Annotated in this window: 12 protein-coding genes and 2 pseudogenes; 9 read left to right on the top strand and 5 right to left on the bottom strand. The window is 58.2% G+C overall.

Going from position 1 to position 11,642, the window contains the following annotated elements:
• On the bottom strand, positions 1–813 hold the full coding sequence (locus tag B5P46_RS06655; protein ID WP_129417997.1) for an SDR family oxidoreductase: 813 nt from the start codon (positions 811–813) through the stop codon (positions 1–3).
• A gap of 147 nt (positions 814–960) precedes the next feature.
• Positions 961–1,989: an N-acetylneuraminate synthase family protein gene (locus B5P46_RS06650; RefSeq protein WP_129417996.1), complete on the bottom strand. Its 1,029-nt coding sequence runs from the start codon at positions 1,987–1,989 to the stop codon at positions 961–963.
• 436 nt (positions 1,990–2,425) lie between these two features.
• Here B5P46_RS06650 and gmd point away from each other — a divergent pair, with 436 nt between their 5' ends.
• The 7 genes and pseudogenes from gmd (at position 2,426) to B5P46_RS34815 (ending at position 7,885) form a co-directional block, all read left to right on the top strand.
• A complete protein-coding gene (gmd, locus tag B5P46_RS06645; protein ID WP_129417995.1) occupies positions 2,426–3,508 on the top strand; it encodes a GDP-mannose 4,6-dehydratase in 1,083 nt (360 codons plus the stop codon).
• Between the two features lie 4 nt (positions 3,509–3,512).
• Positions 3,513–4,433: a GDP-L-fucose synthase gene (fcl, locus tag B5P46_RS06640; protein WP_129417994.1), complete on the top strand. Its 921-nt coding sequence runs from the start codon at positions 3,513–3,515 to the stop codon at positions 4,431–4,433.
• A gap of 267 nt (positions 4,434–4,700) precedes the next feature.
• On the top strand, positions 4,701–5,267 hold the full coding sequence (gene rfbC / locus B5P46_RS06635) for a dTDP-4-dehydrorhamnose 3,5-epimerase (protein ID WP_129417993.1): 567 nt from the start codon (positions 4,701–4,703) through the stop codon (positions 5,265–5,267).
• Between the two features lie 13 nt (positions 5,268–5,280).
• On the top strand, positions 5,281–6,336 hold the full coding sequence (gene rfbB, locus B5P46_RS06630; protein ID WP_129418844.1) for a dTDP-glucose 4,6-dehydratase: 1,056 nt from the start codon (positions 5,281–5,283) through the stop codon (positions 6,334–6,336).
• 1 nt (position 6,337) lies between these two features.
• Positions 6,338–7,017 (top strand): annotated as a pseudogene (locus tag B5P46_RS06625) (SDR family oxidoreductase).
• Positions 7,018–7,069: 52 nt separating this feature from the next.
• A pseudogene (locus B5P46_RS35485) lies at positions 7,070–7,689 on the top strand (sugar nucleotidyltransferase).
• Positions 7,676–7,885 (top strand): hypothetical protein, encoded by a 210-nt coding sequence (locus B5P46_RS34815; RefSeq protein WP_245456108.1) that lies wholly within the window; start codon positions 7,676–7,678, stop codon positions 7,883–7,885. Before B5P46_RS35485 ends, B5P46_RS34815 begins: the two are co-directional and overlap by 14 nt.
• Positions 7,886–7,913: 28 nt before the next feature.
• Here B5P46_RS34815 and B5P46_RS06615 read toward each other — a convergent pair whose 3' ends face one another.
• The 3 genes from B5P46_RS06615 to B5P46_RS06605 are packed head-to-tail and all read right to left on the bottom strand — an operon-like array spanning position 7,914 to position 9,902.
• Positions 7,914–8,714, bottom strand: coding sequence for an anti-sigma factor family protein (locus B5P46_RS06615; RefSeq protein ID WP_129417992.1), 801 nt, complete (start codon positions 8,712–8,714; stop codon positions 7,914–7,916).
• Positions 8,711–9,316, bottom strand: a complete 606-nt coding sequence (locus B5P46_RS06610; RefSeq protein WP_129417991.1) for an RNA polymerase sigma factor — start codon at positions 9,314–9,316, stop codon at positions 8,711–8,713. Before B5P46_RS06610 ends, B5P46_RS06615 begins: the two co-directional genes overlap by 4 nt.
• 49 nt (positions 9,317–9,365) lie before the next feature.
• The gene (locus tag B5P46_RS06605; protein ID WP_129417990.1) at positions 9,366–9,902 is read right to left on the bottom strand and encodes a tetratricopeptide repeat protein; all 537 of its coding nucleotides are present in this window, start codon (positions 9,900–9,902) and stop codon (positions 9,366–9,368) included.
• Between the two features lie 168 nt (positions 9,903–10,070).
• On the opposite strand from B5P46_RS06605, the gene B5P46_RS06600 reads away from it, so the two are divergent.
• Positions 10,071–11,123, top strand: a complete 1,053-nt coding sequence (locus B5P46_RS06600; protein WP_129417989.1) for a type III polyketide synthase — start codon at positions 10,071–10,073, stop codon at positions 11,121–11,123.
• Entirely contained in the window at positions 11,120–11,623 is a 504-nt protein-coding gene (locus tag B5P46_RS06595) for an isoprenylcysteine carboxyl methyltransferase family protein (RefSeq protein ID WP_129417988.1), read from the top strand. The genes B5P46_RS06600 and B5P46_RS06595 overlap by 4 nt, the downstream gene beginning before the upstream one ends.
• The last annotated feature ends 19 nt before the right edge of the window (positions 11,624–11,642 follow it).

Below are 11,642 nucleotides of genomic sequence, written 5' to 3'. Positions count from 1 at the left end.
TCAGATTGCCGTCCAGCCGCCGTCGATGATGAGATTAGAGCCCGTCATATATCGGGATGCAGGGCTCGCCAAGAATAACATAGCGCCGTTGTATTCATCGACGCTCGCCATACGACCGATCGGGATCCGGCTGCAGTAGACATCGAGGAAGTCCTGCTCCTGGTTGTTAAAGACGCCCGCGATCGTGAGCGAGTTCACGCGCACGTTGCGCTTCGCCCAATAAGTCGCCAGGTATCGCGTCAGATTCAGGATACCGGATTTCGATGCTGAATAGGCCACGGGTTTGAAGAAGACCTCTCCGCGCTTTCGGCGATATTCGTAGAGGCTCTGGTCGGGAGAAACGAGCCCATAAATGGAAGCGACGTTGATGATTGATCCCTTGCCGGCATTGGCCATCGCGGCGCCGAATACCTGGCATGAGAGATAGACGCCCTTGAGGTTCACGTCGATAACCTTGTCCCAAGACGCTTCCGGGTAGTCTTCAAACGGGCCGTTTTCCTCGGGCGGGGCGGAAGGCGGAGAATCGATAGCGGCATTGTTGATGAGGACGGTGGGCGTACCGAATCTACCGGTCACGTCCTGAAGCGCCTGCTCCAATGACGCCTTCTTGGTCACGTCCGCCGAACAAAACATGAAATTGTCGGGGTATTCGTCCTGCATCACGAGGCTGCCGGCAGAGGGACGGAGATCAAGGCCAACAACACGCGCATTGCGCGCAAGAAAAGCCTTGGCGTACTCGCCGCCCAGTTGGCCGGAAACACCGGTTACAAGGACGACGTCGCCACTCACGTCAAAAAGTCCATCGACATTCATGATTGCCACCTCGTCTCGATGCAGGCCGCGCAGGCGGAGAGCGACTGGGCGCCGCTCTCCTTACCCGATCTGCCAATCCGTGGGTTCTTCGGGGACGTTCCGTATTGAGGCTCGGTGCGCATCCCCTTGACACCTCGGATCGGAAGCTCAGTCGAAATCGGAGTATTGAATGGGTTCACCCTTTGCAATATCCCGCTTCACGGTCTTTCCGAGAACCTTATTGCTCTCCCGCACAGGTATGTAATGGGTATTGAAAATGCGACCCGAAAGCTTGTCCAGGGTCAGCTCTTCGCCGACGCGGATGTCCGAGTATGCGATGATCGACTTGCCCAGCTTCTTGAACACTCTTTCGTTGCCGATCTCGTCCGCCGGCTTCTGAGGCATCATCGCGCGGACGCGCTTGATGTCACGCACGAACTTGCGGAAGCCATCGGGCTCCAGTGCAAAGCTGTGGTCCGTGCCCTTCCAGGCGCGGTTGAGGGTAACGTGCTTTTCGAATACGCGCGCGCCCTTCATGTAGGCAATCGGGCCCGACAAGGTCCCGTTGAAGTGATCGGACGAGCCGATGACACAATCCGGAAACTCCTTGATCAGATTCTCGATGTTGTCCAGCCCAAGGCGGTTGTACTCGCACGGGTATTCGGAGACGCAGTGCAGGATCGCCAACTGATTGTGATGCTTCAACACGACCTCGACGCTGGACCGGATCTGTTCGATCTTGCCGCCGCCAATGCTCATGACTACGGGCTTACCGAGTTTCGCGATCCGATTGAGGAAGGGAAGGTTCCCAAGATCGAACGAAGCCACTTTCAACAGGTCGACATCAATCTGCTGGAGGATATCAAGGCTCGGTTCGTCGAATGGCGTCGACATGAACTTCACGCCGTGCTTTTCGCAATCAGCTTTCAGGATCGGCAACCATTCCGGTTTTAATTCGAGCTTCTCTCGATGAGCGCCGTAGGTTTCTGCAAAAGCGTTTTCGCTGTCATACCCCGCCGCATAAGCATCCTCAGAAAAAAGGTACCTGTTGTTGCGCGTCTGAAACTTGATCGCATCCGCGCCTTCGAATGCGTAAATTCGAATGTATTCCCTGGCGATATCCAGGTCTCCCTGATGATTTTGGCCTACTTCGGCAATAACGAACGGCGATTCATCGAGAACATCTTTGCGAAACATTTTAACCTCTGTCGTTGGAATCTTCTGCAACCAACAAATTCGTTAGTCTGGGATCATGCCCAGGCGGCAAGCAGCGTCGAATTTCCGCACAGGAAGGAAAGCTGGCCAAAGCCTAGATCAAGCTCGGCCACAGCCAATAGCGGCGGCCCGCAGAAATGACAAGCCGTTTTGTAACGTTTTGCTCATACGATTCTTCGCGTCCAGGCTTGGGACGCTAGTGACGACGCTGATCATGTGTTTATGGAATCGAAAACTTGGTGGCAATCCGTAAGTTGCGCCCTCAAGCGCGCAGATAATCGCCAAACAATGAAAAGATGCGCCTGAAAATAGTCCAGCCCAACCTGTTCGCGCTGCCCGAGGTTCATTTACAATTCGCAGATGCGCGGATACAAGGCCCAGCAATTCGAAAGACAATCTACCTTGAGAGGTATGTGACATGAAAAGAGCCCTCATCACAGGCATCACGGGCCAGGACGGCTCCTATCTTGCAGAGCTTCTCATTGAGAAAGGATATGAGGTGCACGGCATCAAGCGCCGCACGTCCCTCTTCAATACCGACCGCATCGACCACCTCTACCAGGATCCACACGACACCAACCGCAGGCTTGTGCTGCACTACGGGGACATGACGGATTCATCGAGCCTCGTTCGCATCATCCAGCAGGTCCAACCCGACGAGATCTATAACCTCGCGGCGCAGTCGCATGTCGCCGTCTCATTCGAAGAGCCGGAATATACGGCCAATTCCGACGCGCTCGGCGCGCTGCGCATCCTCGAGGCGATCCGCATTCTCGGCCTTGAGAAGAAGACGCGTTTCTACCAGGCGTCCACCTCCGAACTCTACGGCCTGGTGCAGGAAATCCCGCAACGCGAAACGACCCCTTTCTATCCGCGCTCGCCTTACGCTGTCGCCAAACTCTACGCCTACTGGATTACGGTTAACTATCGGGAAGCGTATGGCATTTATGCCTGCAACGGCATCCTCTTCAACCACGAGAGCCCGGTGCGGGGCGAGACATTTGTGACGCGCAAGATCACCCGTGCACTGGCGCGCATCAAGCTCGGCCTTCAGGACTGCCTCTATCTCGGCAATATGGACGCAAAGCGAGACTGGGGGCATGCCAAGGACTATGTCGAGGTGCAATGGCTGATGCTGCAGCAGGACGAACCGGAAGATTTCGTCATTGCCACTGGCGTGCAGTACAGCGTCCGCGAATTTGTCGACGCCGCGGCCCATGAGATTGGACTTCCAATCTCATGGAAGGGATCAGGCGCGGAGGAAAAAGGCTACGACGAGAACGGCCGCTGCATCGTCGCGGTTGACCCCCGGTACTTCCGTCCCACAGAGGTCGAGACCCTGCTAGGCGATCCGTCGAAGGCGAAGGAAAAGCTCGGCTGGGAACCAAGGATAACATTTAAGCAGCTTGTTGCGGAAATGATGCGCGAGGATCTTAAGTCCGCCGAGCGGGACGAACTCGTGAAACGCCACGGCTTCTCCGCATACGACTATCACGAGTGATCCGATGAACAGAGACGTGAAAATCTATGTTGCAGGCCATCGAGGCATGGTGGGGTCGGCAATTGTCCGGAGGCTGAAGGCTGGCGGCTACACGAACATCGTCACCAGAAGCCACGCGGAACTGGATCTCGTCAATCAGGCGGCCGTTGCGGAATTCATGAAGGCGGAGCGGCCGGACTACATCTTCATGGCCGCTGCAAGGGTTGGCGGCATCCATGCAAATAACGTTTATCGTGCTGAGTTCCTCTACCAGAATCTGATGATCGAGACGAATGTTATTCATGCCGCCTGGCAGGCTGGTGTGGAACGCATGCTTTTTCTTGGCTCGAGTTGCATCTACCCACGCGACTGCCCTCAGCCCATTCGCGAGGAGTATTTGCTGACTGGCCCCCTGGAGCAGACGAACGAGCCCTATGCGATAGCCAAGATTGCGGGCGTCAAGCTCTGCGAGAGCTACAATCGGCAATATGGAACCCGCTATGTCTCGGGGATGCCGACTAATCTGTACGGGCCGAATGACAACTATGATTTGGACAGTAGCCATGTGATGCCGGCCCTGATCAGAAAGGTCCATGAGGCCAAAATTCGCGGCGACCGGCAGCTGGTCGTCTGGGGGTCCGGTCGGCCAATGCGTGAGTTCCTGTATGTCGACGACATGGCTGACGCTTGCGTTTTTTTGATGGAAAAGGACGTCAACGAGGGGCTCATCAATATCGGGACGGGCGAAGACATTACCATCCGCGAACTTGCCGAGGCCATCATGGGGGTGGTCGGCTTCACGGGCGAGATTGTTTACGACCAGACGAAGCCGGACGGAACGCCGCGCAAACTGATGAGCGTTGACCGTTTGTCGGCACTTGGGTGGAAGGCGACCACATCACTTAGCGATGGTATAGCGCGAGCATATGCCGATTTCGTGTCCTGATATCTTTACTTCCGCCAGATATCTTTACTTCCGCCAGCGACTGAAGCAAATCCTCTACGCGTCTCGTGCCGGTCGCGACTGGCGACATAAGCACGAACCATCCCCTCAACTACGGCCAGCGCGAGTACGGATGCGACGAGGTGGACGAATACCATCTCACGTCGCACCCCAGTTGCCGTCTCGCCTTCGCCAATGTATGTGCTTTGCAATTGGCTATATTGCAGGCCCCACCCGCCGTCACATTCAGCGGTCGAGCCTGGTCCAAGGATGCCTTCGTTGAAGGTAGAGCAACTGGCGATCGAAGGCGTCAAGAAGGTCACTCCTGCCAGATTTGGTGACTCGAGGGGCTATTTCAGCGAAGTCTTCAAGGATTCCTGGTTCCGCAGCAACGTGGCCGACGTTTCCTTCGTGCAGGATAATGAATCCCTTTCAGCCCAACCGGGGACCGTCCGGGGATTGCATTTTCAGCTGCCTCCCTTTGCGCAGGGCAAACTTCTACGCTGCCTACGTGGCGCGCTCCTGGATGTGGCCGTCGATATCAGGTATGGCTCTCCGACCTATGGGAAGTGGATCTCAGCCGAACTGTCCCCGGAGAATGGCTCACAGCTTTGGGTGCCGCCCGGATTTGCGCATGGGTTCGTAACTTTGCAGCCTGATACGATCATAAGCTACAAAGTCACAGCTCCCTACAGCGCGGAGCATGACCGTGGCGTGCGGTGGAACGACGCCGAGATCGGGATCGAGTGGCCGCAGATGGATGCCTACGTTCTTTCTGATAAGGACAGTAACCAGCCACTGCTTTCCGAACTCCCCCAATATTTTCAATTTTCGTGAAACGGAGGGCCTCATGCGTGTTCTTGTAACGGGTGGCGCGGGCTTCATCGGTTCGGCATTGGTGCGCTATCTCGTCAGCGACATCGGCGCCGAAGTGCTCAATATCGACAAGCTGACCTATGCCGGCAATCTCGCCTCCCTGAAGGCAATCGAGAATGCTCCCAACTACAGGTTTCTCAAAGCCGACATGTGCGACAGAAGCGCTGTCAGCAACGCCTTCGAGGAGTTTCGTCCTGACTATGTGATGCATCTGGCGGCGGAGAGTCATGTCGACCGTTCGATCACCGGGGCGGCGGATTTTATTGAAACGAATATAAACGGCACCTTCAGCATCCTGGAGGCCGCGCGGCAATATTGGCAAGGTCTTCCGGCGGACGAAAAGGCGGCATTCAGGATGCTGCATGTGTCTACCGACGAAGTCTATGGTTCCCTCGGTGAAGACGGGCTGTTTGCCGAGACGACACCTTACGATCCGTCCTCTCCCTACTCCGCGTCCAAGGCGGCCAGCGATCACCTCGCGACGGCGTGGGAGAGGACTTACGGCCTGCCGGTGATCATTTCCAACTGTTCGAACAATTACGGTCCTTTCCATTTCCCGGAAAAGCTTATTCCTCTCATCATATTGAACGCGCTGGAACGGAAGCCGTTGCCCGTCTACGGAAGCGGTTCCAACGTTCGCGATTGGCTCTATGTTGACGACCACGCGCGGGCGCTCTGGCTGATCGTGCAACGAGGCCGTCCCGGCGAAAAATACAATGTCGGCGGTCGCAACGAGCGGCGAAATATCGAAGTTGTCGAGCGCGTGTGCGCGATCATGGATGAAGTCCGGCCAGGAACCGCGTCGCACAGCGATCTCATAAGCTACGTTACCGATCGGCCGGGCCACGATGCACGTTATGCTATCGACGCCACCAAGCTCGAGACCGAACTCGGCTGGCGAGCACTGGAGAATTTCGACAGCGGTATTCGCAAGACCGTTGAGTGGTATCTGGTAAACGCTTGGTGGTGGCAGCCGCTGCGCGAGCGTGTGTATTCCGGTGAACGACTTGGCGTGTTGAAAAAGGTATGAGATGCGCATCGCGGTAACAGGCAGGAGCGGCCAGGTAACGTCTGCGTTGCAAGCGCTGAACGCGGGAGGTATCGAGGTCATCGCCATCGGCAGGCCCGAGCTGGATTTGCTCACGCCTTCGACGGTAAGTGACATCATTGCCAAAATCAAACCTGACGTCGTCGTCTCAACCGCCGCCTGCACGGCCGTTGACAAAGCCGAAGGCGACAGCTTTCGCTATCAATCGAGACGGCGCAAGAGCCATCGCCGCAGCAGCTGCCGCGCTATCCCTTCCCGTCATCCATCTTTCGACCGATTATGTTTTCGATTGGGACAAGCCCGAACACTATGTCGAGAGCGACCCAGTCGGGCCGGTATCCGTCTATGGCAGATCGAAGCTCGAGGGAGAATATGCGGTCGCCGCAGAGAATGAGAACCATGCCATCCTGCGGACGGCCTGGGTCTATTCGAAGTTTGGCCATAACTTCGTGAAAACGATGTCTCGAGGAAAAGACCGGCAAACGTGTCACCGTCAAAGACATTGCAACCGCTGACTACCTCACGGCGGCGAAACGGCCAGCCAATTCCAGATTATGCTGCGACAAGTTGAAGGGCCTTTATGGTGTAAGCATGCGGGAGTGGCGGATATCAGCGCGCATTGCTGTAACAAAGCTCTTGGAAGAGCCGAAGGAGGCGGTATGAAAGGTATTGTGGTTGCGGGCTTGCGGGCGGGAGCGGCAGTCGTCTGCACCCAATGACTTCTTCGGTCTCGAAGCAGTTGCTTCCGATCTATGATAAGCCGATGATCTACTACCTGCTGACGACCTTAATGCTGGCTGGCATACGGGAAGTTTTGATCATCTCCACTCCGCACGACATGTCGCTTTTTCAGCGATTGCTGGGTGACGGCAGTGAATGGGGCATGTCTCTGAGCTATGCGGTTCAGCCAAGTCCCGATGGACTGGCCCAAGCCTACATCATCGGAGCAGACTTCGTGGCGGGCGAACCATCCTGTCTGATCCTTGGGGACAATATCTATTTCGGCGACGGCTTGCCGAACTGCTTGAAGAGGGTGTTTCGAAGGGTGATGGCGCGACGGTATTCGCTTATCACGTGCGCGATCCCGAACGTTACGGCGTCGTCGAATTCGGCAGCGATATGACTGCAATTTCGATCGAAGAAAAGCCGGCCAAGCCCAAATCGCACTGGGCTGTCACCGGTCTTTATTTTTACGATGCTGACGTCGTGGACATCGCAGCCAATCTAAAGCCATCGCCGCGCGGCGAATACGAGATTACCGATGTCAACAGGACATACCTGGAGCGGGGGAAGCTGCGGGTCTCGATGATGGGCCGGGGATATGCCTGGCTTTGATACAGGCACGCCCGAAAGTCTGCTTGAGGCCGGCGAGTTCGTCCGCACGCTTGAAAAACGCCAGGGCTTCAAAATCGCTTGCCCGGAGGAAATCGCGCTGGCGAAAGGCTTCATCACGAAGGAGTACTTCGCCCAGATTGCCGCCAAAGCGGGCAAAGGGGATTACGGCCAGTACTTGCGTGGTCTGGTGGATTAGATAGCTGCGATTTGGCAGAATATAGAGGTTAGGCTGAAAGCCTCCTCCTGACGTCCTCTCCCAACTCCTTCATGCGGTCTACCGGGATGCGGCCGATCAGCATGAAGGCGTGCGTCGCGTTCGACCAGTAGACGACGTTCATACCTTTGCGGCTTTCGAGGTCCGGCGCCTTCGGCCCCTTGTCAGACTTGACGATGCAGAGCGCCATCGGCCCGGTTTCGGGGTCGAGGTAGGCGATCTGGGCGAGCGCCTTACCATCATATTGCAGCAGCAGGGCGCGTTTGAAATCAATCCCCGGCAGCGAGACGGCTTCGGGGGAGAGTGACAGGCCGAGCTTCTCGTCAAGACTGGCGAGCTGGGCGGCCTGGTCCTCCCTGCCGGGGACGGGGCCGGCGAGCGTTTCGGCGGTATAGAGCGAGATATAGTCGGCGACCACGGCGCGCCATTCGCTGTTTTCGTCCTTTGCCGAAAAGCCTTTGCCGATGCCGATGACGGCGCGGTCGATCGCGATGCCGGCGACCAGCGAGGCGGCGAGCGCGCCGAGGAAGCGGCGACGAGTGGCGAATGCGGGCGCGGGGCCGGATCTTGCGGGCGACGCCGGCATAGCGGCGAGCATCACTTCCAGTTTCTGGCGTGGAGCTTCGGCGAGCAGCGGGGCGAAGGCTTGCTCGAAGGGCAGGTTGGCGCGCGCCAGGAATTCCAGCCGTTCGGCGGTGCTCTCGTCTTCGTTCACAATGGCCTCGATGCGCGCAGCCTCTTCGGCTGTCAGTTCGCCATCGATGAAGGCGGTCAGCTCCTCGTCGGAGGGAATGGTGTGTTTCTTCGTCATTGCCGTCCCCCTTCCGGTCCGGCGTCGGAGAGCTTGGCGCGCGCGGCCGCCAGCCGGCTCATCACGGTTCCGATCGGAATATCCAAAATGCCCGCAACCTCGCGATAGGAAAGTCCTTCCACATAGGCGAGGAAAACCACCGTCCTTTGCGCCTCGGGCAGCGCATTCACCTGTTTCAGCACCTGGTTCGCCATCACATGGGTTTCGGTGTCGTGGGCGCCGTCGAAGGTCAGCGTCTCCCCGGCATCGACGAAACCCTGGCCCTGGCGCACCCGGCGCGAGCGGATCTCGTTCAGCCAAATCGAATGCAGGATCGAAAACAGCCAGCGGTCGAGCCGGGTGCCGGGGATGAACTGATCGGCGCGCTCGAGCGCGCGAAGGCAGGTCGCCTGCACCAGGTCGTCGGCGACATCGCGCTGATGCGAGAGAACGAGACCATAACGCCAGAGCCTTGCCAGATTTTCCGTCAGGCCGCTCCTGATATCCGCTTCGCTCGCGATGGCCGCCTCCGCCAATCCTGCATCCCTCGAAACCGCCGGATGAACCGGCGATTCCATTCTCGCGCGACTATAGGCAGGAAAATGGGTGCGCGCGACCGACATTCTTACATCCCTTTCGTGCTTCCATTTTCCCGCCCCCGTGGCCCGCTGATCAGATCTTCGAGGGATCGAGGATTGCAGCGTTCAGATCCTGATATTCCTCGCAGCCCGTGCCGCAGATCGCCTTGATTGACTTCAGCTGGTCCTTGGCGAGATCGAGCTGACCCTTGATGACATAGGCTTCGCCGAGATATTCGCGGACCTTGGCGTATTGCGGGTCCATCTTTACCGACCGCAGATAATAGGAAATGCCCTCGTCGGTGCGGCCGAGCTTGCGGGTGGCATAACCGCGATAGTTCAGCACTTCGGCGGTGTTCTGATCCTTGACCGTGTCGAGCACGGCAAGCGCCTCCTCATAGCGGCCGGCCTTGGCCAGCGAATAGGCATAGTCGGCGCGGTTCTCGTCAGAGACGTTGGCGCTCTGCTGCTTGACGCATTTCTTGGTCTTCTGGTCGTAGATCTCGCCCTTCTTGCAGACCGGGGTCGTGCTACTGTCATCGCCGACCGCAAAAACCGGTCCGGAGACAACAGAAGCGGCAAGGCAGCCGCCGAGAATGATGGAAGCGATGCGGACTGTCGTGATCGTCATGGGGAAACTCCTCGAAAGTGACGTTGCGACGAGAGAACACCGCTGCATCCAGCTTTATTCGGCTGCTGCTTGCATTTCTTTCTTCACCCTTTCGTGAAGCTTCAGAGCTGAATAATTTGGGCGTCCGCGTGTTTTCCTTCGTTCCGCCGGAGGGACAAGGAGAATTCTGTGACCGACACCGTTAAACTCGTCAGCCTCGCCGTTGCCACACCCGAACATGTCATTTTCCAAAAACAGGCGGTCGAAGCCTCGGCCCGGCTGTTTGCCGACCGCTTCGAGGATTTCCGCCATCTTGCCCGCGTCTTCGATAGCGCCGGCATCGACAAGCGCCATGCGGCGCGGCCGCTTGCCTGGTTCGACGAGCCGCATGGCTGGCAGGATCGGATGCAGGCTTTTGCAGAGGTGGCGGGCGGGCTTTTCGTCGAGGCTGCCACCTCCGCCCTTCGTCAGGCAGGGCTTGAGGCCGGTGATGTCGACTGTGTCGTGACCGTCTCCTCCACCGGTTTTACGACGCCGAGCCTCGATGCGCAGCTTAGCCGCAGGATGGGTTTCAGACCCGATATCGAACGCGTCCCGGTCTTCGGGCTTGGCTGTGCCGCCGGCGTGTCAGGCTTTGCCATCGCCTCGCGGCTGGCGCGAAGCCGGCCGGGCACTGTTGTGCTTTTCGTCTCGATCGAGCTTTGCACGCTCGCCTTCCGGCTGGACGAACTGACGCGGCCGAACATCATCGCGACGGCGCTTTTCGGCGACGGCGCTGCCGCCTGCGTGCTGCGATCAGGCGAAGAAGGGTTGGCGGAAGTGGAGTCGACCGGCGAACATCTCTTTCCCGACACGCTCGATATCATGGGCTGGAAGATCGATGACGGCGGCTTCGGTATCGTGCTGGCGCAATCGCTGCCGCCCTTTGCCGAAAAGGAGCTTGGCCCGGCGGTAACGGCCATTCTGGCGCGCAACGGGCTGAGGGTGGAGGATATCGACCGCTTCATCTGCCATCCCGGCGGCATGAAAGTGCTGGCCGCGATGGAGAGCGCGCTTTCGATGGTGCCGGGCACGCTCGATTACGAACGCGCCGTGCTTGCCGAATACGGCAACATGTCCTCGCCGACCATCCTGTTCGTACTGGAGCGGGCAATCCGCGCCGGATTGCCGGCGCGCTCCGCGATGATCGCCATGGGTCCGGGCTTTTCGGCCAGCTGCGTGACGCTCAGGAGGGCGGCATGATGTGGCCGTCGATCGCGCTTCTTGCATTCGTAACGCTGCAGCGGCTGGGGGAGCTGGTGCTTGCCCGGCGCAACACGGCGGCGCTTCTTGCCAGAGGCGCCAAAGAGGTGGCACCCGAGCATTATCCCCTCATGGTGGCGCTTCATGCTGGCTGGATCATCGGCCTTTGGCTGCTTGCCCCCGGCAGGCCGGTCGAGCTCTTCTGGTTTCTGGTGTTCATGGGGCTGCAGGCGCTGCGGCTCTGGGTGTTGGCGACGCTGAAAGGTCGCTGGACGACACGTATCATCGTCCTGCCGGGCGCGCCGCTCGTCAGATCCGGGCCCTATCGCTTCCTCCGCCATCCGAACTATGCGATCGTCGTCGGCGAGATCGCCGCCCTTCCCCTCGCCTTCGGCCTGCCGTTTTACGCAGTCGCCTTTTCACTTCTCAACGCGCTTATCCTCTATGTCCGCGTCAAGGCTGAAAATGCCGCACTGAAAAGCGCAATGATTTTGAAATGAAGGCGATTTTTCGTTTGCG

Origin of the sequence: Rhizobium leguminosarum (assembly GCF_004123835.1) — a bacterium.
Classification (GTDB): domain Bacteria; phylum Pseudomonadota; class Alphaproteobacteria; order Rhizobiales; family Rhizobiaceae; genus Rhizobium; species Rhizobium leguminosarum_M.
The sequence above is the reverse complement of the archived record's forward strand: the minus strand, read 5'-3'. Positions and strand labels throughout refer to the sequence as shown.

What these genes read in the sequence shown, in the direction of transcription:
- rfbC (WP_129417993.1), top strand. Translation starts at nt 4,701, where the DNA reads ATGCCTTCGTTGAAGGTAGAGCAACTGGCGATCGAAGGCGTCAAGAAG.
- B5P46_RS06650 (WP_129417996.1), bottom strand. Translation starts at nt 1,989, where the DNA reads ATGTTTCGCAAAGATGTTCTCGATGAATCGCCGTTCGTTATTGCCGAA.
- B5P46_RS06605 (WP_129417990.1), bottom strand. Translation starts at nt 9,902, where the DNA reads ATGACGATCACGACAGTCCGCATCGCTTCCATCATTCTCGGCGGCTGC.
- B5P46_RS06655 (WP_129417997.1), bottom strand. Translation starts at nt 813, where the DNA reads ATGAATGTCGATGGACTTTTTGACGTGAGTGGCGACGTCGTCCTTGTA.
- B5P46_RS06610 (WP_129417991.1), bottom strand. Translation starts at nt 9,316, where the DNA reads ATGTCGGTCGCGCGCACCCATTTTCCTGCCTATAGTCGCGCGAGAATG.
- gmd (WP_129417995.1), top strand. Translation starts at nt 2,426, where the DNA reads ATGAAAAGAGCCCTCATCACAGGCATCACGGGCCAGGACGGCTCCTAT.
- B5P46_RS06595 (WP_129417988.1), top strand. Translation starts at nt 11,120, where the DNA reads ATGATGTGGCCGTCGATCGCGCTTCTTGCATTCGTAACGCTGCAGCGG.
- rfbB (WP_129418844.1), top strand. Translation starts at nt 5,281, where the DNA reads ATGCGTGTTCTTGTAACGGGTGGCGCGGGCTTCATCGGTTCGGCATTG.
- B5P46_RS06615 (WP_129417992.1), bottom strand. Translation starts at nt 8,714, where the DNA reads ATGACGAAGAAACACACCATTCCCTCCGACGAGGAGCTGACCGCCTTC.
- B5P46_RS34815 (WP_245456108.1), top strand. Translation starts at nt 7,676, where the DNA reads ATGCCTGGCTTTGATACAGGCACGCCCGAAAGTCTGCTTGAGGCCGGC.
- fcl (WP_129417994.1), top strand. Translation starts at nt 3,513, where the DNA reads ATGAACAGAGACGTGAAAATCTATGTTGCAGGCCATCGAGGCATGGTG.